The organism is Pseudescherichia vulneris NBRC 102420, from assembly GCF_000759795.1.
GTDB lineage: Bacteria > Pseudomonadota > Gammaproteobacteria > Enterobacterales > Enterobacteriaceae > Pseudescherichia > Pseudescherichia vulneris.
The window spans coordinates 341,255-359,546 of sequence record NZ_BBMZ01000002.1 but is presented as its reverse complement, the minus strand read 5'-3'; the positions used below and the strand labels follow the sequence as shown (position 1 = coordinate 359,546).

General features: G+C 57.0%; 16 protein-coding genes. 10 read left to right on the top strand and 6 right to left on the bottom strand.

Features of this window, described 5'->3' with window-relative positions; translation table 11 throughout:
* The 9 genes from EV102420_RS01820 (at window position 1) to folA (ending at window position 10,402) form a co-directional block, all read left to right on the top strand.
* Window positions 1-630, top strand: coding sequence for a serine-tRNA(Ala) deacylase AlaX (locus EV102420_RS01820; RefSeq protein ID WP_042388166.1), 630 nt, complete (start codon window positions 1-3; stop codon window positions 628-630).
* A gap of 158 nt (window positions 631-788) precedes the next feature.
* Window positions 789-1,610: a 4-hydroxy-tetrahydrodipicolinate reductase gene (gene dapB, locus EV102420_RS01815; protein WP_042388164.1), complete on the top strand. Its 822-nt coding sequence runs from the start codon at window positions 789-791 to the stop codon at window positions 1,608-1,610.
* Between the two features lie 454 nt (window positions 1,611-2,064).
* Window positions 2,065-3,213 carry a glutamine-hydrolyzing carbamoyl-phosphate synthase small subunit gene (gene carA, locus EV102420_RS01810; RefSeq protein WP_042388163.1) on the top strand — a complete coding sequence of 383 codons (1,149 nt, stop codon included), beginning with the start codon at window positions 2,065-2,067 and terminating at the stop codon, window positions 3,211-3,213.
* Window positions 3,214-3,231: 18 nt separating this feature from the next.
* Window positions 3,232-6,456: a carbamoyl-phosphate synthase large subunit gene (gene carB / locus EV102420_RS01805; protein WP_042388161.1), complete on the top strand. Its 3,225-nt coding sequence runs from the start codon at window positions 3,232-3,234 to the stop codon at window positions 6,454-6,456.
* A gap of 186 nt (window positions 6,457-6,642) precedes the next feature.
* Entirely contained in the window at window positions 6,643-6,876 is a 234-nt protein-coding gene (locus tag EV102420_RS01800) for a YgdI/YgdR family lipoprotein (RefSeq protein ID WP_042388159.1), read from the top strand.
* 210 nt (window positions 6,877-7,086) lie between these two features.
* Window positions 7,087-7,308 carry a YgdI/YgdR family lipoprotein gene (locus tag EV102420_RS01795; protein WP_042388157.1) on the top strand — a complete coding sequence of 74 codons (222 nt, stop codon included), beginning with the start codon at window positions 7,087-7,089 and terminating at the stop codon, window positions 7,306-7,308.
* An 87-nt stretch (window positions 7,309-7,395) separates the two neighbouring features.
* A complete protein-coding gene (gene kefF, locus EV102420_RS01790) occupies window positions 7,396-7,926 on the top strand; it encodes a glutathione-regulated potassium-efflux system oxidoreductase KefF (RefSeq protein ID WP_042388155.1) in 531 nt (176 codons plus the stop codon).
* Window positions 7,919-9,781 carry a glutathione-regulated potassium-efflux system protein KefC gene (gene kefC / locus EV102420_RS01785; protein WP_042388153.1) on the top strand — a complete coding sequence of 621 codons (1,863 nt, stop codon included), beginning with the start codon at window positions 7,919-7,921 and terminating at the stop codon, window positions 9,779-9,781. The genes kefF and kefC overlap by 8 nt, the downstream gene beginning before the upstream one ends.
* A 141-nt stretch (window positions 9,782-9,922) precedes the next feature.
* Window positions 9,923-10,402, top strand: a complete 480-nt coding sequence (gene folA, locus EV102420_RS01780) for a type 3 dihydrofolate reductase (protein WP_042388151.1) — start codon at window positions 9,923-9,925, stop codon at window positions 10,400-10,402.
* Window positions 10,403-10,493: 91 nt separating this feature from the next.
* On the opposite strand, the gene apaH is transcribed toward folA, so the two are convergent.
* From apaH to lptD, 6 genes are all read right to left on the bottom strand, one after another.
* Window positions 10,494-11,342: a bis(5'-nucleosyl)-tetraphosphatase (symmetrical) ApaH gene (gene apaH, locus EV102420_RS01775; RefSeq protein WP_042388149.1), complete on the bottom strand. Its 849-nt coding sequence runs from the start codon at window positions 11,340-11,342 to the stop codon at window positions 10,494-10,496.
* A gap of 3 nt (window positions 11,343-11,345) precedes the next feature.
* A complete protein-coding gene (gene apaG / locus EV102420_RS01770) occupies window positions 11,346-11,723 on the bottom strand; it encodes a Co2+/Mg2+ efflux facilitator ApaG/CorD (RefSeq protein WP_042388146.1) in 378 nt (125 codons plus the stop codon).
* A gap of 3 nt (window positions 11,724-11,726) precedes the next feature.
* Window positions 11,727-12,548 carry a 16S rRNA (adenine(1518)-N(6)/adenine(1519)-N(6))-dimethyltransferase RsmA gene (rsmA, locus tag EV102420_RS01765; RefSeq protein WP_042388144.1) on the bottom strand — a complete coding sequence of 274 codons (822 nt, stop codon included), beginning with the start codon at window positions 12,546-12,548 and terminating at the stop codon, window positions 11,727-11,729.
* Window positions 12,545-13,531: a 4-hydroxythreonine-4-phosphate dehydrogenase PdxA gene (gene pdxA / locus EV102420_RS01760; protein ID WP_042388142.1), complete on the bottom strand. Its 987-nt coding sequence runs from the start codon at window positions 13,529-13,531 to the stop codon at window positions 12,545-12,547. Before pdxA ends, rsmA begins: the two co-directional genes overlap by 4 nt.
* A complete protein-coding gene (gene surA / locus EV102420_RS01755; RefSeq protein ID WP_042388140.1) occupies window positions 13,531-14,817 on the bottom strand; it encodes a peptidylprolyl isomerase SurA in 1,287 nt (428 codons plus the stop codon). Before surA ends, pdxA begins: the two co-directional genes overlap by 1 nt.
* Before the next feature lie 69 nt (window positions 14,818-14,886).
* Window positions 14,887-17,247 carry an LPS assembly protein LptD gene (lptD, locus tag EV102420_RS01750; RefSeq protein ID WP_042388138.1) on the bottom strand — a complete coding sequence of 787 codons (2,361 nt, stop codon included), beginning with the start codon at window positions 17,245-17,247 and terminating at the stop codon, window positions 14,887-14,889.
* A 197-nt stretch (window positions 17,248-17,444) separates the two neighbouring features.
* Here lptD and djlA point away from each other — a divergent pair, with 197 nt between their 5' ends.
* Window positions 17,445-18,263 (top strand): co-chaperone DjlA, encoded by an 819-nt coding sequence (gene djlA, locus EV102420_RS01745; protein WP_042388137.1) that lies wholly within the window; start codon window positions 17,445-17,447, stop codon window positions 18,261-18,263.
* Window positions 18,264-18,292: the final 29 nt, after the last annotated feature.

Genomic DNA, 18,292 nt, shown 5'->3' with positions numbered 1-18,292 from the left:
ATGACTGAACGACTTTATTACACTAGCGATGCGACTCAGGGCACTGCCCAGGTACTCAGCTGTACCGACGAGCCTGATGGCCGCTATGCCATCGTGCTGGATAAGACGCTGTTTCATCCCCAGGGGGGAGGGCAGCCAGCCGACAGAGGAGAGATCGCTGGCATCCGTGTTGAGAGCGTCGTCCAGCGTGGAGAGAGCGTGATACATATCCTGCCGGAACCGCTTGCCATAGGCGAAGCGACGATTCTGGTTGATGCAGAGACCCGTACTCTGCACTCGCGCTGGCACAGCGCAGGCCATCTGATCGGCTACGCGGCAGAGCGGCACGGCTGGCAGCCGATCAAGGCGCATCACTGGCCGGGCGAGGGGAAGGTCACGTTTATTGCTGGTGAGGGAGCTGTCGTGCCGGACAGCGAGATGCTGCTGGCAAGCATTGAGGCATGGATCAGCGCCGGGTTACTGCGCCACGTGGAGGTCGAAAGCGATCGCCGTAAGGTACGCTTTGGCGATCTGCCTGCCTATCTGTGCGGCGGTACGCATGTTACTAACCTGCGAAATATTGATAAGCTGGTGATTAGCAGCATAAAACAGAAGAAAGGCCAGCTTACCATCAGTTATCTCCTGCCATAGCCTGTTGCTGCCGCTCAGGCAGCAATCATGTCTTTTGCTGATACTTTCCGACGTTTATCATTAAATTCTAATTATCGGCGTTTTCGGCTGGCGGCCCGTTAGCGGGCTGGTTAATCTGAAGGCGATTTATAGCATTTCATTAACAAAAGAGCACAACTATGCACGAAGCACAAATTCGCGTTGCCATTGCGGGCGCAGGTGGGCGCATGGGCCGCCAGCTGATCCAGGCGGCGCTTAACATGGATGGCGTAACGCTGGGTGCGGCGCTGGAGCGGGAGGGATCGTCCCTGCTGGGCAGCGACGCCGGAGAGCTGGCGGGCGCGGGCAAATCAGGCGTGACGGTGCAGAGCAGCCTTGAAGCGGTGAAAGACGATTTCGATGTGTTTATCGACTTTACCCGCCCGGAAGGCACGCTGACCCATCTGGCCTTCTGCCGCCAGCATGGCAAAGGCATGGTCATTGGCACTACCGGCTTCGACGAGGCAGGTAAGCAGGCTATCAGCGACGCGGCAGAGACCATCGGCATTGTTTTTGCCGCTAACTTTAGCGTTGGCGTCAACGTCATGCTTAAGCTGCTGGAGAAAGCGGCGAAGGTAATGGGCGACTACACCGATATTGAAATTATTGAGGCGCATCATCGGCATAAGGTTGATGCGCCGTCAGGTACCGCGCTGGCCATGGGTGAAGCGATCGCCCACGCGCTGGATAAAGATTTGAAGGAGTGCGCCGTTTACAGTCGCGAAGGCTATACCGGTGAGCGTCAGCCGGGCACCATCGGTTTTGCCACCGTTCGCGCAGGCGACATCATTGGCGAGCACACCGCCATGTTTGCCGACGTGGGCGAGCGGATTGAGATTACCCATAAGGCCTCCAGCCGAATGACGTTCGCTAACGGTGCCGTTCGGGCTGCTTTGTGGCTTAAAACACAGAATAACGGACTTTTTGATATGCGTGACGTGCTCGATCTCAACAATCTGTAGCATTTATTACCCATCGTGATGTGGTTATTGTGATCGCAATGCTTTGATTGCATGGGGCAATATTTTATTGCCCCTTTATTTTATCCATTTAATCTGTTTTATGACTTTAAATGGCTGTAATACGCTTTCTTATCTCTGTTTTTGGTGAAAATCGCCAGATTCTCCTCCTTCAATCCTGTTTTTACCGCTGCGTATAAAAAAGTGAAATTGATAGATGTGCGCAAGCGTTTTCCTCTGCAATTTAGCTCGCTTTTTTGCATGTTAATGTGCAGCTTATCCCTCAGGGTTGCAAAAAGATAAGAAAAAGTGGCTTAGGTGGTAGACTTTCATCAAGGTTGTCTCTAGAATGCCGCCGTTTGCCAAAAATACACCGGTAAGCAGATTTGCATTGATTTGTGGCTTCAATATGAATTAATATGCAAATAAAGTGAGTGAATATTCTCTGGAGGGTGTTTTGATTAAGTCAGCGCTATTGGTTCTGGAAGACGGAACCCAGTTTCACGGTCGGGCCATAGGGGCAACAGGTTCGGCGGTTGGGGAAGTCGTTTTCAATACTTCAATGACCGGTTATCAAGAAATCCTTACTGATCCCTCCTATTCCCGCCAAATCGTCACTCTTACTTATCCCCATATTGGTAATGTCGGCACTAACGAAGCCGATGAAGAAGCGTCCCAGGTTCACGCTCAAGGCCTGATTATTCGTGACCTGCCGCTGATTGCCAGCAACTACCGCAATACCGAAGACCTCTCTTCTTACCTCAAGCGCCATAACATCGTGGCCATTGCCGATATCGATACCCGTAAGCTGACCCGCCTGCTGCGTGAGAAGGGTGCTCAGAACGGCTGCATCATCGCTGGCGATAGCCCGGATGCGGCGCTGGCCCTGGAGAAAGCGAAAGCATTCCCCGGTCTGAACGGCATGGACCTGGCGAAAGAGGTCTCTACCGCTGAATCCTATAGCTGGACTCAGGGAAGCTGGACGCTGGCCGGTGAGCTGCCGGAAGCGAAAAAAGAAGAGGAGCTGCCGTTCCACGTGGTGGCTTACGACTACGGCGCGAAGCGCAACATCCTGCGTATGCTGGTGGACAGAGGCTGTCGCCTGACGGTCGTTCCGGCGAAGACCCCGGCGGAAGAGGTCCTGAAGATGAACCCGGACGGCATTTTCCTCTCCAACGGCCCCGGTGACCCGGCCCCGTGCGACTACGCTATCGACGCCATCCAGGCCTTCTTGGCCACCGATATTCCGGTGTTTGGGATCTGCCTCGGCCATCAGCTGCTGGCCCTGGCGAGCGGTGCCAAAACCGTGAAGATGAAGTTTGGTCACCACGGCGGTAACCATCCGGTTAAAGATATTGATAACAACACGGTGATGATCACGGCGCAAAACCACGGCTTTGCGGTGGATGAGGCGACCATGCCAGCTAACCTGCGCGTAACGCATACGTCGCTGTTCGACGGTACCCTGCAGGGTATTCATCGTACCGATAAGCCAGCGTTCAGCTTCCAGGGGCACCCTGAAGCCAGCCCCGGTCCGCACGATGCTGCGCCGCTGTTCGACCACTTTATCGAATTGATTAAGCACTACCGTTCTACCGCCAAATAATCAGGAGCCGAGAAGACCATGCCAAAACGTACAGACATTAAAAGCATCCTGATCCTTGGCGCTGGCCCGATTGTTATCGGCCAGGCCTGCGAATTTGACTACTCCGGTGCTCAGGCCTGTAAAGCCCTGCGTGAAGAGGGTTACCGCGTCATCCTGGTTAACTCTAACCCGGCGACCATCATGACCGACCCGGAGATGGCGGACGCAACCTACATTGAGCCTATCCACTGGGAAGTGGTGCGCAAAATCATCGAAAAAGAGCGCCCGGATGCGGTGCTGCCTACCATGGGCGGCCAGACGGCGCTGAACTGCGCGCTGGAGCTTGAGCGTCAGGGCGTGCTGGAAGAGTTCGGCGTGACCATGATCGGCGCAACCGCCGACGCGATTGATAAAGCCGAAGATCGCCGCCGTTTCGATGTCGCGATGAAGAAAATCGGCCTCGATACCGCCCGTTCCGGCATTGCGCATAACATGGAAGAGGCGCTGGCAGTTGCTGCTGACGTCGGCTACCCGTGCATCATTCGTCCGTCATTCACCATGGGCGGCACCGGCGGCGGTATCGCCTATAACCGCGAAGAGTTCGAAGAGATCTGCGCCCGCGGTCTGGATCTCTCCCCGACCAACGAGCTGCTGATTGACGAGTCGCTGATCGGCTGGAAAGAGTACGAGATGGAGGTGGTGCGCGATAAGAACGATAACTGCATCATCGTCTGTTCTATCGAAAACTTTGACGCCATGGGTATCCACACCGGTGACTCCATCACCGTGGCCCCGGCCCAGACCCTGACCGACAAAGAGTATCAGATCATGCGTAACGCCTCGATGGCGGTACTGCGTGAAATCGGCGTGGAAACCGGCGGCTCTAACGTCCAGTTCTCGGTGAACCCGAAAAACGGTCGCTTGATCGTTATCGAGATGAACCCGCGCGTCTCCCGCTCCTCGGCGCTGGCGTCAAAAGCCACCGGCTTCCCGATTGCCAAAGTCGCGGCCAAGCTGGCGGTGGGCTACACCCTCGACGAGCTGATGAACGACATCACCGGCGGCCGTACGCCAGCGTCGTTTGAACCCTCTATCGACTACGTCGTCACTAAAATTCCACGCTTCAACTTCGAGAAGTTCGTCGGTGCCAACGACCGCCTGACCACCCAGATGAAGTCCGTGGGCGAAGTGATGGCGATTGGCCGCACCCAGCAGGAGTCGCTGCAGAAAGCGCTGCGCGGCCTGGAAGTGGGGGCAACCGGTTTTGACCCGAAGGTGAGCCTTGACGATCCGGAAGCGCTGACCAAAATCCGCCGCGAGCTGAAAGACGCGGGCGCAGAGCGTATTTGGTACATTGCGGATGCGTTCCGTGCGGGCCTGTCGGTTGACGGCGTCTTTAACCTGACCAACGTTGACCGCTGGTTCCTGGTACAAATTGAAGAGCTGGTGCGCCTGGAAGAGAAGGTGGCGGAAGTGGGCATCAACGGCCTCGACGCTGACTTCCTGCGCCAGCTGAAGCGCAAAGGCTTTGCCGATGCGCGTCTGGCCAAGCTGGCGGGCGTGCGTGAAACAGAAGTCCGCAAGCTGCGCGAACAGTACAACCTGCACCCGGTCTACAAGCGTGTGGATACCTGTGCCGCAGAGTTTTCTACCGATACCGCCTACATGTACTCCACCTATGAGGAGGAGTGCGAGGCGAACCCGACTCAGGATCGTGACAAAATCATGGTGCTGGGCGGCGGGCCAAACCGTATCGGTCAGGGCATTGAGTTCGACTACTGCTGCGTACACGCCTCGCTGGCGCTGCGCGAAGATGGTTACGAGACCATCATGGTCAACTGTAACCCGGAAACCGTCTCCACCGACTACGACACCTCGGATCGCCTCTACTTCGAGCCGGTCACGCTGGAAGACGTGCTGGAGATCGTGCGCATCGAGAAGCCGAAAGGCGTTATCGTCCAGTACGGCGGGCAAACCCCGCTGAAGCTGGCCCGTGCCCTGGAAGCCGCTGGCGTGCCGGTTATTGGTACCAGCCCGGATGCTATCGACCGTGCTGAAGACCGCGAGCGCTTCCAGCAGGCGGTAGACCGTCTGAAGCTGAAGCAGCCAGCGAACGCCACCGTGACCGCTATCGAGCAGGCAGTTGAGAAGGCGAAAGAGATTGGCTACCCGCTGGTGGTGCGTCCTTCCTACGTGCTGGGCGGCCGGGCGATGGAGATTGTCTACGACGAGATCGACCTGCGTCGCTACTTTATGACGGCGGTAAGCGTCTCTAACGACGCGCCGGTGCTGCTGGACCGCTTCCTCGACGACGCGGTAGAGGTTGACGTAGATGCCATCTGCGACGGCGAGATGGTGCTGATCGGCGGCATCATGGAGCATATCGAGCAGGCGGGCGTACACTCCGGTGACTCAGCCTGTTCGCTTCCGGCCTATACCCTGAGCCAGGAGATCCAGGACGTAATGCGTCAGCAGGTGCAGAAGCTGGCCTTCGAGCTGCAGGTGCGTGGCCTGATGAACGTGCAGTTCGCGGTGAAGGACAACGAAGTCTACCTGATTGAGGTTAACCCACGCGCGGCGCGTACCGTGCCGTTCGTCTCCAAGGCCACCGGCGTGCCGCTGGCGAAGGTGGCTGCGCGGGTGATGGCAGGGAAATCCCTGACCGAGCAGGGCGTCACCAAAGAGATTATCCCGCCGTACTACTCGGTGAAAGAGGTGGTGCTGCCGTTCAACAAGTTCCCAGGCGTGGATCCGCTGTTAGGGCCAGAGATGCGCTCTACCGGTGAAGTGATGGGCGTAGGCCGCACCTTTGCCGAGGCCTTTGCCAAGGCGCAGCTGGGCAGTAACTCGACCATGAAGAAACAGGGTCGCGCGCTGCTCTCCGTACGCGAAGGCGACAAAGAGCGCGTCGTTGACCTGGCCGCCAAGCTGCTGAAGTTCGGCTTTGAACTGGACGCTACCCACGGCACGGCGATTGTGCTGGGTGAAGCCGGTATTAACCCGCGTCTGGTGAACAAGGTGCATGAGGGTCGTCCGCACATTCAGGATCGTATCAAGAATGGCGAGTACACCTACATCATCAACACCACCGCGGGTCGTCAGGCGATTGAGGATTCCAAGCTGATCCGTCGCAGCGCCCTGCAGTACAAGGTGCACTACGACACCACGCTGAACGGCGGCTTCGCCACGGCGATGGCGCTGAATGCGGACGCTACCGAGAAGGTGACCTCCGTGCAGGAGATGCACGCGCAGATCGTTAAATAAGCGCCTGCAAACGTTACCCAAACCCGCTCCGGCGGGTTTTTTCATTTCTGCGCTGCTGGTGGCTGTGCGGCAACGGGTTATCGTTCGCTGCCTAAGAGTGTTCTGTATTTCCCTGATACATCAGATAAATAGTCTACAGTTAGTCAGGAAGATAATTGAAATTCACCGAAAAGCAGGGAGAACACCATGCAAAAGCGCATTCTCATTACGTCTATTTTGGCCGCAGCAACATTATTTACCGTAGCGGGTTGTTCCTCTAATCAGGCTGTGAAAACCACCGACGGCAAAACCATTGTGACTGACGGAAAACCGAAAGTTGACAGTGATACCGGCATGGTGTCGTACAAAAATGCCGCAACGGGTCAAACAGAGCAGATCAATCGCGACCAGCTGAAAAATATGAGCGAACTGGATAACTAATCCTGTTTCTTTAGCTATACCGCACGCAGCCCGGCAAATAACATTGCCGGGCTTGATCAAATAAGTTTTCTAAATATATCGTTCAAAAATAATCTTCCCGATGAATATATTTCTAATCGCTTCGGCGTTAGCATTTTAATATAGTTTCTCGATACTAAATAATATATTGCTTCGTTACACTCTCCTCTTCACTATAAAAACGGAGTCCGTATGAAGAGGATTGTTGCTGTTCTGTTTCTGGGTGCAGTATCACTTTCGCTGGTAGGTTGCTCCAGCGACTATATTATGTCCACCAAAAGCGGCGAGATGATCGTCACCCAGGGCAAGCCTGAAATTGATAAAGATACCGGCATGACCCGCTATGTTGACCAGCAGGGCTACAGCCGACAAATTAAAACCGCCGATGTCTCCCAGCTGATCGAAAAAGAGTAAGCAAAGCGGATCTTTCTTCTGTAAGCCCACCGATTAACTGTCTAAACTCACTGCAATTACTACAGCGCAGTTTAGACAGGTTAATGAATGATTCTGATTATTTATGCTCATCCCTATCCGCGGCATTCGCACGCAAATAAGCGGATGCTTGAGCAGGCAGGCACCCTCGACGGCGTAGAAGTCCGTTCGCTTTACCAACTCTATCCCGACTTCAATATTGATATCGCCGCCGAACAGGAGGCAATATCGCGTGCGGATCTGGTGGTCTGGCAGCATCCTCTCCAGTGGTATAGCGTCCCGCCGCTGCTCAAGCTGTGGATGGATAAAGTGCTTACGCACGGCTGGGCCTACGGCGAGGGCGGTACTGCACTGCATGGCAAACATCTGCTGTGGGCGGTGACCACCGGCGGCGGCGAGCACCACTTCGATATTGGATCCCATCCCGGCTTTGAGGCGCTGGCGCAGCCCCTGCAGGCCACGGCGATCTATTGCGGCATGAAATGGTTGGCCCCTTTCTCGATGCATAACACCTTCGTAAACGATGATGAAACCCTGAATGCTAAGGCGCGTCACTACAAGCAGCGGCTGATGGAGTGGCAGGAGGTCAATCATGGATAGCCATACCTTAATACAAGCGCTGATCTATCTGGGATCGGCGGCGCTGATCGTGCCGATTGCAGTGCGGCTGGGACTCGGCTCGGTGCTCGGCTATCTGATTGCGGGCTGCATTATTGGACCATGGGGGCTGCGCCTGGTCACCGACGCCGAGTCGATTCTGCACTTTGCTGAAATCGGCGTGGTGCTGATGCTGTTCGTCATCGGCCTTGAGTTGGATCCTCAGCGGCTGTGGAAGCTGCGTGCCTCGGTATTTGGTGGCGGCGCATTGCAGATGCTGGTCTGCGGCCTGCTGCTGGGCGCGTTCTGTATGGCGCTCGGTCTGCGCTGGCAGGTAGCGGTGCTGATCGGCCTGACGCTGGGGCTCTCCTCAACGGCGATCGCGATGCAGGCAATGAACGAGCGTAACCTGATGGTCTCCCAGATGGGGCGCAGCGCCTTTGCCGTTCTGCTGTTCCAGGACATCGCCGCCATTCCGCTGGTGGCGATGATCCCCCTACTGGCGGCCAGCGGCGGGGCCACCACCCTGGGAGCCTTTGCTCTTTCAGCGCTGAAGGTGGTCGCCGCGCTGGCTATTGTGGTGCTGATTGGCCGCTACGTTGCGCGTCCGGCGCTGCGCTTTGTCGCTCGCTCCGGCCTGCGGGAAGTCTTTAGCGCCGTAGCACTGTTCCTGGTCTTTGGCTTCGGGCTGTTGCTTGAGGAGGCGGGGCTATCGATGGCGATGGGGGCGTTCCTTGCCGGGGTGCTGCTGGCGAGCTCCGAGTACCGCCATGCGCTGGAGAGCGATATCGAGCCGTTTAAAGGCCTGCTACTGGGGCTGTTCTTTATCGGCGTCGGCATGTCTATCGACTTCGGTACCCTCGTAACCCATCCGCTGCGCATTATCGTCCTGCTGGTGGGCTTCCTGGTGATTAAAACCCTGATGCTGTGGCTGATTGCCCGCCCGTTAAAAGTGCCGAGCAGGCAGCGGCGCTGGTTCGCGGTTCTGCTGGGGCAGGGGAGTGAATTTGCCTTCGTGGTGTTTGGCACGGCACAAAGCGCTAGCGTGCTGGATCCCGAGTGGGCCAAAGCGCTGACTCTGGCGGTGGCGCTCTCAATGGCCGCAACGCCGCTGCTGCTGGTGCTTCTGACCCGGCTTGATAACAAAACCACCGGTCAGCAGCAGGAAGCAGATGAGATTGATGAGGAGCAGCCGCGGGTCATTATTGCGGGCTTCGGCCGTTTTGGTCAGATTGCCGGTCGTCTGTTGCTCTCCAGCGGGGTGAAAATGGTCGTTCTCGATCACGATCCCGATCATATTGAAACCCTGCGCAAGTTTGGCATGAAGGTCTTCTATGGCGATGCGACCCGCGTGGATCTGCTGGAGTCCGCTGGGGCAGGCAAGGCCGAGGTACTGATCAACGCCATTGACGATCCCAAAGCCAACCTGCAATTGACCGAGCTGGCTAAAGAGCACTTCCCGCACCTGCAGATCGTTGCCCGCGCCCGCGACGTCGATCACTTTATCCGCCTGCGCCAGGCGGGCGTCGAGCGGCCGGAGCGTGAAACCTTTGAAGGCGCGCTGCGTACCGGCCGTCTGGCGCTGGAGAGTCTGGGGCTGGGAGAGTATGAGGCCCGGGAGCGCGCCGATCTATTTCGCCGCTATAATTCAGACATGATAGAGGAGATGGCGCAGGGCGAAGATGATACCCAGGCCCGGGCGGCGGTGTTCAAACGCACCAGCGCCATGCTGACGGAGATCATCACCGAGGATCGGGCGCATCTCTCCCACACCCAGCGGCACGGCTGGCAGGGCACGGAGGAGGGTAAACACTCCGGCGATGCCAGCGACGAGCCGCAGGTTAAGCCAACGGTTTAATCATCTACGCTGGCGGCCCACAGGCAACTGCGGGCCCGCCAGCAGAATGAAAAATTTTCGTTCTCTTTACCTTTCCGCCAGTCGACGAGCGTCAGTGCTTTCCGTATAGTGGCGACAATTTTTAGCTCCGGGATAGATACAATGATCAGTCTGATTGCAGCGTTAGCGGTCGATCGCGTAATTGGTATGGAAAACGCCATGCCGTGGAATTTGCCTGCCGATCTCGCCTGGTTTAAACGCAATACCTTAAACAAGCCGGTGGTGATGGGCCGCCTGACCTGGGAATCCATCGGGCGTCCGCTGCCGGGGCGTAAAAACATCGTCATTAGCAGCCAGCCGGGCAGTGACGATCGCGTTCAGTGGGTTCGCTCCATTGAGGACGCCATTGCCGCCTGTGGCGATGCTGAAGAGATTATGGTGATCGGTGGCGGGCGCATCTACGAGCAGTTTTTGCCCAAGGCCCAGCGTCTCTACCTGACGCATATCGATGCGGAAGTGGAAGGCGATACCCATTTCCCGGACTACGAGCCGGACGACTGGGAGTCGACCTTTAGCGAGTTTCACGATGCCGACGCGCAGAACTCCCATAGCTACTGCTTTGAGATCCTGGAACGCCGCTAACGTATAGCAGAGAGAAGCGCCTGATGGCGCTTCTCTTATCAGGCCTACGGAAGGTATAGCCCCGGCAAGCGCAGCGCCGCCGGGGAAAACATTAAGAGGCGACAACCTCGCCTTCGCCCAGATCCAGATGGCGGCTCGACGCCTGGGTAAAGTAGGCTTTATCTTCCCAACGCAGACAGGTCAGCACGCCACCCCAGCAGCAGCCGGTATCAAGGGCGTAAACGCCTTCCGGTGTGCCTTTCCCCTCCAGCGATGCCCAGTGACCAAACACCACGCTGTACTCCTGCGTCACCGGACCGGGGATCACAAACCACGGCTTCAGCGGGGCAGGGGCGTTATCCGGCATATCTTTGCAGTACATGTCGAGCTGGCCGTTCGGGAAGCAGTAGCGCATCCGCGTAAAGGCGTTGGTGATGAAGCGCAGGCGCGCGAGACCGCTCAGCTCCTGGCTCCAGTTATTGGGCAGGTCGCCATACATCGCATCTAAAAACAGCGGATAGGAGTCGCTGGCCAGCACCGCTTCGGCATCGCGTGCGCAGGCCTGCGCCGTCGGCAGATCCCACTGGGGGGTGATCCCCGCATGGGCCATTACCAGCTTTTTCTCTTCGTCGACCTGCAGCAGTGGCTGGCGACGCAGCCAGTTCAGCAGCTCATCGGCATCCGGCGCTTCCAGCAGCGGCGTAATGCGATCCTTCGGCTTATTTTTACTGATGCCGGCAAATACGGCCAGCAGGTGCAGATCATGGTTGCCCAGCACAACGCGTACGCTGTCGCCCAATGATTTCACGAAACGCAGCACCTGCAGGGATGCCGGGCCGCGTGCAACCAGATCGCCCGTTAGCCAGAGGGTGTCGGTTTTAGGATCAAACGCGACCTGTTTTAACAATGCGATCAGTTCATCGTAGCAACCGTGAACGTCGCCAATAAGATATGTCGACATGGATTAATGGATGAGTGTTGAAACGGCAAGTCGGAAGACCGGTATGTCGATGCGGAACGGATTGCCCTCGGCATCGATCATCTCATAGTGGCCCTGCATGGTACCCAGCGGCGTTTCGATAACCGCCCCGCTGGTGTATTGGTACTCTTCGCCGGGCGCAATGTGCGGCTGGACGCCAACCACACCTTCGCCCTGTACCTCAGTTTCACGGCCGTTGCCGTTGGTGATAAGCCAATAGCGCCCTAGCAGCTGCACGGACGCGCGTCCCAGATTGCGGATGGTCACCGTATAGGCGAAAACATAGCGCTGCTCATCAGGTGCCGACTGCGATTCGATATAGACACTCTGTACGTGAACACATACCCGGGGCGAATTGATCATGGCTTAACTCTCCTTCGGCGGCGCGTTATCCGTCAGGTAGTTTGCCAGCTGGCAGTACTGGGCGACAGAGACGTTCTCTGCCCGCACCGCCGGGTCAATACCTAACGACGTGAGAACCTCTGGCGTAAACAGATTGCCGAGGCTGTTGCGGATGGTTTTACGGCGCTGGTTAAACGCTTCGGTAGTGATGCGGCTCAGCACGCGAACCTCTTTAACCGGGTACGGCATAGTGGTATGCGGTACCAGGCGCACCACCGCAGAGTCGACTTTAGGCGGTGGCGTAAAGGCTGTCGGCGGCACTTCCAGCACCGGGATCACCTGACAATAGTATTGTGCCATCACGCTTAAACGACCATACGCTTTGCTGTTCGGGCCTGCAACCAGACGATTCACCACCTCTTTTTGCAGCATGAAGTGCATATCGGCGATGGCATCAGTATAGCTAAACAGGTGGAACATCAGCGGCGTGGAGATGTTATAGGGCAGGTTACCAAAGACGCGCAGCGGCTGACCCAGGGTCTGGGAGAGCTCGCCAAAGTTCATGGTCATGGCATCCTGCTGATAGATGGTCAGTTTTGGCCCGAGGAACGGATGCGTTTGTAGGCGCGCGGCCAGATCGCGATCCAGCTCGATGACGGTCAGCTCGTCCAGGCGTTCACCTACCGGCTCGGTCAGCGCGGCGAGGCCGGGACCGATTTCGACCATGGCCTGGCCTTTCTGTGGGTTAATGGCTGAAACAATGCTGTCGATGACAAATTTATCGTTAAGGAAGTTTTGCCCGAAACGTTTACGGGCCAGGTGCCCCTGATGGACTCTGCTATTCATTGAGTATTAGTAATCATTTTGATGGCGAGATTAAGCGCCGTAATAAAACTGCCGACATCGGCTTTCCCCTGGCCCGCGAGTTCTAATGCGGTGCCGTGGTCTACGGATGTGCGAATAAAGGGTAAACCGAGCGTAATGTTCACACCGCGGCCAAAGCCCTGGTATTTTAGCACGGGCAGGCCCTGATCGTGATACATCGCCAGCACCGCATCGGCGCGATCGAGATATTTGGGTTGGAACAGGGTATCGGCGGGCAGCGGACCGCTGAGATTCATTCCCTCGGCGCGCAGTTCATCAAGCAGCGGAATGATGATGTCGATCTCTTCGCTGCCCATATGGCCGCCTTCGCCCGCGTGTGGATTCAAACCACAAACCAGCACGTGCGGATGGGCAATACCAAATTTGTTTTGCAGATCGCGATACAGAATAGTGATGACATCGCGCAGCAGCGCCGGGGTAATGGCGTCGGCTACGTCGCGCAGCGGCAGGTGCGTAGTCGCCAGCGCCACGCGTAGCGCCTCGGTCGCCAGCATCATCACCACTTTGGCGGTGCCGGAACGCGCTTCAAAAAATTCGGTGTGCCCGGTAAAGGGCACCCCAGCATCGTTAATCACCCCTTTATGCACCGGGCCGGTCACCAGCGCAGCAAATTCGCCGCTCAGGCAGCCGTCGCAGGCGCGGGCCAGGGTATCAACGACGTAGCCACCGTTGGCCACGCTAAGCTGGCCTGCAACAACCGGCGCGCGCAAAGCTATGGGCAGCACCGTTAGGGTGCGTGCCTCCTGCGGCTGCGCGGGCTGGTTGGCATCGTAGGGGAGAAGCGTCAGCGGCAGACCGAGCGTTGACGCCCGGTCGGTTAAAAGCTGCGGGTCGGCGCAGATCACCAGCTCCATGGGCCAGTCGCGCTGGGCCAGCTGGACGACCAGCTCTGGACCAATCCCGGCGGGTTCGCCGGGAGTGATAACGATGCGCTGAACGTTCATTAGTTGCTCAGGATCTTGACGTAGGCGCTGGCGCGCTGCTCCTGCATCCAGCTGGCCGCTTCTTCAGAGAATTTGCGGTTCATCAGCATGCGGTAAGCACGATCCTTCTGCGCGGCGTCGGTTTTATCGACGTTACGCGTGTCCAGCAGTTCGATCAGGTGCCAGCCAAACGAGGAGTGAACCGGCGCGCTCATCTGGCCTTTGTTCAGCTTCATCAGCGCATCGCGGAAAGCCGGATCGAAGATATCTGCTGCCGCCCAGCCGAGATCGCCGCCCTGGTTAGCCGAGCCGGGATCCTGAGAGAAGGACTTCGCTGCCGCTGCAAAGCTGGTTTTGCCGCTCTTAATATCCGCTGCGATCTGCTCCAGCTTCAGGCGCGCCTGGTCGTCGGTCATGATCGGCGACGGCTTCAGCAGGATATGGCGAGCGTGCACTTCGGTCACGGAGACGCTTTTGCTCTGGCCGCGCAGATCGTTGACCTTCAGAATATGGAAACCAACGCCGGAGCGGATCGGACCAACGATGTCGCCTTTTTTCGCCGTGCTCAACGCTTGGGCAAAGATAGACGGCAGCTCCTGAATGCGGCCCCAGCCCATCTCGCCGCCCTTCAGCGCCTGCGGATCGGCAGAGTAGGTGATCGCCAGCTTGCCAAAGTCATCCCCGCCGCGCGCCTGCTCAATGATCGAGCGTGCCTGGCTCTCCGCCTCGTTAACCTGATCGGAGGTAGGGTTTTCCGGCAGCGGAATCAGAATGTGGCTCAGATTCAGCTCGGTGCTGGCGTCGTTCTGGTTACCCACCTGTTGGGCAAGAGAGTCAACTTCCTGCGGCAGAATGGTGATACGACGGCGCACCTCGTTGTTACGCACCTCGGAAATCAGCATCTCCTTGCGGATCTGGCTGCGATAGGTGTTGTAGTCCATACCGTCATAGGCCAGACGGCTACGCATCTGATCCAGCGACATGTTGTTCTGCTTGGCGATATTGGCGATAGCCTGATCGAGCTGCTCATCGGTGACTTTGACACCCATCTTGGTGCCCATCTGCAGAATGATTTGATCCATGATCAGCCGCTCCAGGATCTGATGACGCAGCGTGGCGTCATCAGGAAGCTGCTGGCCCGCCTGTCCGGCGTTAAGCTTTACGGATTGCATCAAACCATCAACGTCGCTTTCCAGCACAACGCCGTTATTCACGACGGCAGCGACTTTATCGACAACCTGCGGCGCGGCGAAACTGGTATTCGCAACCATGGCGATACCGAGAAGCAGCGTTTTCCAGTTCTTCATACTTTTTCCATTTCAATTAACCGCAATGCGGATTACGTGGCAAATCAACTTCATAACTAAACGACTAGATTACAAAGAGCTACTGTAAGGCAGAATGTTCGAACGCAGCATCTGCTGCGTGCCCAGCCCGTAGTTCGAGCTCAGACCACGCAGCTCGATGTTAAAGCCGACGACGTTGTCGTAGACGCTCTCGGTCGGCGCAGGTCCCCAACCGTTGAGTTTACGCTCATAGCCGAAGCGGATAGCGTAGCAGCAGGAGTTATACTGCAAACCCAGCATCTGATCGGCGGCTTTGTTCTGTTTGGTGTCGAAGTAGTAAGCTCCAACAACGGACCAGCGATCGACGATCGGCCAGCTTGCCACCGCACCCACCTGAGAAATACCGTCTTTGCTCTGGGGGGCATAAGCGTAGTTTGGCAGCGTCGCCTGAATATACTCCTCGCTGGCGTAGCGGTAGTTCAGCTGCAGGAGCCGATCCTCATCGCGACGGTACTCCAGCGTTGCGTTGCCGTTGGCCACGTTATCGAGGCGCGTATCGTACTGTACGCCGCCGCGCAGGCCCCAGCGTTCGCTCATTCGCCAGTAGGTATCACCCGCCCAAACCACCGATCCGGTCTGATCGTCTTCTTCCCATTTGATTTTGTCATCACCGGTACGGGACTCGGTGAAGTAGTAGATTTGACCCACGGAAATGTTAAAACGTTCAACCGATTCCTGATCATAAACACGCGATGTGATCCCGGTGGTCACCTGGTTCGCTGACGCGATGCGGTCGAGGCCGCCGTAGGTTCTGTCGCGGAACAGGCCGCCGTAGTCAAACTGCAGCAGAGCCGAGTCATAGTTGTTGATATGGCTCTGGTCGCGGTAGGGCACGTAGAGATACTGGGCACGCGGCTCCAGCGTCTGGCTATAGCCTGCCAGCCAGTTCATATCACGCTCAAAGACCAGCTTACCGTCCACCTTAAACTGTGGCATCACGCGGTTGACGGAATCTTTCAGCTCGGTACCGTTTGTTGCGAGTGCGTTTTCGTTATAGTAGTCGAGGTTAGTCTGCTGATAGTGGGTCGCCAGCAGCTTCGCTTCGGTATTGAGGCTGCCCCACTGGTTAGAGAGCGGCAGGCTAATCGTCGGCTCCAGGTGCAGACGGGTAGCTTCCGGCAGATCCGAATTGGTATTCGAGAAGTGCACGGCCTGACCGTAGATACGGGTATCAAACGGCCCGACGTCGTTCTGGTAGTAGTTAACATCCAGCTGCGGCTGAGCGGCGTAGGAGTTGCTGTGCTCGGCGTCAAAGACCTGGAACTGTTTGGTCGTCACCGTGGCGTCAAAGTTATCCAGCGCGTAGCCCACGCTGAATTTCTGCGTGGCGTAGCCGTCGGTACTGGAGCCGTAGGTGGACGTAAAATCGTTGAAGTAGTACGGATCGCTGACCTTGGTATAGTCGACGTTGAAGCGCCATACCTGATCCATTACGCCCGCGTGCTGCCAGTAGAAGAGCCAGCGGTGCTTATCAGACTCGGTAGGATAGTCTTCTTTGAAGACGTCATCCGACGGCAGGTAGTCGAACTCCATCAGGCCCATACCCGCCTGAGTCAGATAGCGGAATTCGTTCTGCCACTGAATGCTGCCCCGCTTGTCCATATAGTGCGGCGTAATGGTGGCGTCAAAGTTCGGCGCAATGTTCCAGTAGTACGGCAGCGTAAATTCAAAGTAGTTCTTGGAGCTGTATCTGGCGTTCGGGATCAGGAAGCCGGAGCGGCGCTTGTCGCCAATCGGCAGCTGCAAATAGGGGCTGTAGAACACCGGAACCGGACCCAGCTTAAAGCGCGCGTTCCAGATCTCGGCGACCTGCTCCTCGCGATCCTGGATCACTTCGCTACCCACCACGCTCCAGGTATTAGACCCCGGCAGACAGGAGGTAAAGGTCCCATTGTCGAGAATGGTATAGCGGTTCTCACCGCGCTGCTTCATCAGGTCAGCGGTGCCGCGCCCCTGGCGTCCTACCAGCTGGTAGTCACCGTTCCAGACGTTGGTGTCTTTGGTATTCAGGTTCGCCCAGGCTTTTGGCCCTTTCAGGATCACCTGGTTATCATCATAGTGCACGTTGCCCAGCGCATCGACGGTACGGACCGGCTCGGGCTGGCCCTCCGGCTGCTGCTGGTGAAGCTGCATCTCGTCCGCTTTCAGACGGCTGTTACCCTGTTGAACATCCACGTTGCCGGTAAATACGGCATCTTCAGGATAGTCACCCTTCGCGTTATCGGCGTTAATAGTGACGGGCAGCTGGTTAGGTTCGCCCTCTACCAGAGGACGGTTATAGCTCGGGACGCCCAGCAGACATTGCGAGGCGAGATCGGCTGCCAGCCCCTGCTGACTGTACAGGGCTGAGCCAATCATTGTGGCCAGAAGGGTGGGAATACGTTTTTTCATACGTTGTATTTGTTGTTCCGTCATCAGTGGCTTTTCAGCTTGCAAGCGCTCAGAGACTAACTTACTCACCTGCACAGCGCTAGTGTTAATCCTGCCCGCTTTCGAGCCTGGTAGAGAAGGCTGTGCCTGTGCACGGCATAGAATGACGGGTATGATAATGCAAATCTTAGCCGACGGCATGACCATTTGGGGAGTATATGCAGTATTGGGGAAAAGTGATTGGCGTCGCCATCGCATTAATGATGGGCGGCGGTTTCTGGGGCGTGGTCCTCGGCTTACTCATTGGGCACATGTTTGACAAGGCGCGCGGCCGCAAAATGGCGTTTTTTGCCAACCAGCGCGAGCGTCAGACGCTCTTTTTTGCCACCACCTTTGAGGTGATGGGGCATCTAACCAAATCCAAGGGGCGCGTTACCGAGGCGGATATTCAGGTGGCGAGCCTGTTTATGGACCGGCTCAACCTGCATGGCGATTCACGTGCGTTAGCCCAGCAGGCGTTTCGCGTCGGCAAAACCGATAACTATCCGCTGCGGGAAAAGATGCGTCAGTTCCGCAGCGTCTGTTTTGGCCGCTTCGATCTGATTAGGATGTTTCTGGAAATTCAGATCCAGGCGGCGTTTGCCGACGGTTCACTGCATCCGAACGAACGTACGGTGCTGTACGTCATTGCCGAGGAGCTGGGGATCTCCCGCGTCCAGTTCGACCAGTTCCTGCGCATGATGCAGGGTGGGGCGCAGTTTGGCGGCGGCTTTAACGGGCAGCAGCAGTCAAACGGCGGCTGGCAGCAGGCTCAACGCGGGCCGACCCTGGAGGATGCCTGCAACGTGCTGGGCGTGAAGCCCACCGATGACGCTACCACCATCAAGCGCGCCTACCGCAAGCTGATGAGCGAGCACCATCCGGATAAGCTGGTGGCAAAAGGGCTGCCGCCGGAGATGATGGAAATGGCGAAGCAGAAAGCGCAGGATATTCAAAAAGCGTACGAGCTGATTAAAGAGCAGAAGGGATTTAAGTAATCGGGCTCGCCGGTGAGCTCGTGCTGATG

Excerpts from the sequence above, each read along its gene's own strand:
- apaH (WP_042388149.1), bottom strand. The coding sequence starts at position 11,342 with ATGTCGACATATCTTATTGGCGACGTTCACGGTTGCTACGATGAACTG.
- EV102420_RS01800 (WP_042388159.1), top strand. The coding sequence starts at position 6,643 with ATGCAAAAGCGCATTCTCATTACGTCTATTTTGGCCGCAGCAACATTA.
- dapB (WP_042388164.1), top strand. The coding sequence starts at position 789 with ATGCACGAAGCACAAATTCGCGTTGCCATTGCGGGCGCAGGTGGGCGC.
- djlA (WP_042388137.1), top strand. The coding sequence starts at position 17,445 with ATGCAGTATTGGGGAAAAGTGATTGGCGTCGCCATCGCATTAATGATG.
- EV102420_RS01795 (WP_042388157.1), top strand. The coding sequence starts at position 7,087 with ATGAAGAGGATTGTTGCTGTTCTGTTTCTGGGTGCAGTATCACTTTCG.
- kefF (WP_042388155.1), top strand. The coding sequence starts at position 7,396 with ATGATTCTGATTATTTATGCTCATCCCTATCCGCGGCATTCGCACGCA.
- pdxA (WP_042388142.1), bottom strand. The coding sequence starts at position 13,531 with ATGAACGTTCAGCGCATCGTTATCACTCCCGGCGAACCCGCCGGGATT.
- apaG (WP_042388146.1), bottom strand. The coding sequence starts at position 11,723 with ATGATCAATTCGCCCCGGGTATGTGTTCACGTACAGAGTGTCTATATC.
- surA (WP_042388140.1), bottom strand. The coding sequence starts at position 14,817 with ATGAAGAACTGGAAAACGCTGCTTCTCGGTATCGCCATGGTTGCGAAT.
- EV102420_RS01820 (WP_042388166.1), top strand. The coding sequence starts at position 1 with ATGACTGAACGACTTTATTACACTAGCGATGCGACTCAGGGCACTGCC.
- kefC (WP_042388153.1), top strand. The coding sequence starts at position 7,919 with ATGGATAGCCATACCTTAATACAAGCGCTGATCTATCTGGGATCGGCG.
- rsmA (WP_042388144.1), bottom strand. The coding sequence starts at position 12,548 with ATGAATAGCAGAGTCCATCAGGGGCACCTGGCCCGTAAACGTTTCGGG.
- carB (WP_042388161.1), top strand. The coding sequence starts at position 3,232 with ATGCCAAAACGTACAGACATTAAAAGCATCCTGATCCTTGGCGCTGGC.
- folA (WP_042388151.1), top strand. The coding sequence starts at position 9,923 with ATGATCAGTCTGATTGCAGCGTTAGCGGTCGATCGCGTAATTGGTATG.
- lptD (WP_042388138.1), bottom strand. The coding sequence starts at position 17,247 with ATGAAAAAACGTATTCCCACCCTTCTGGCCACAATGATTGGCTCAGCC.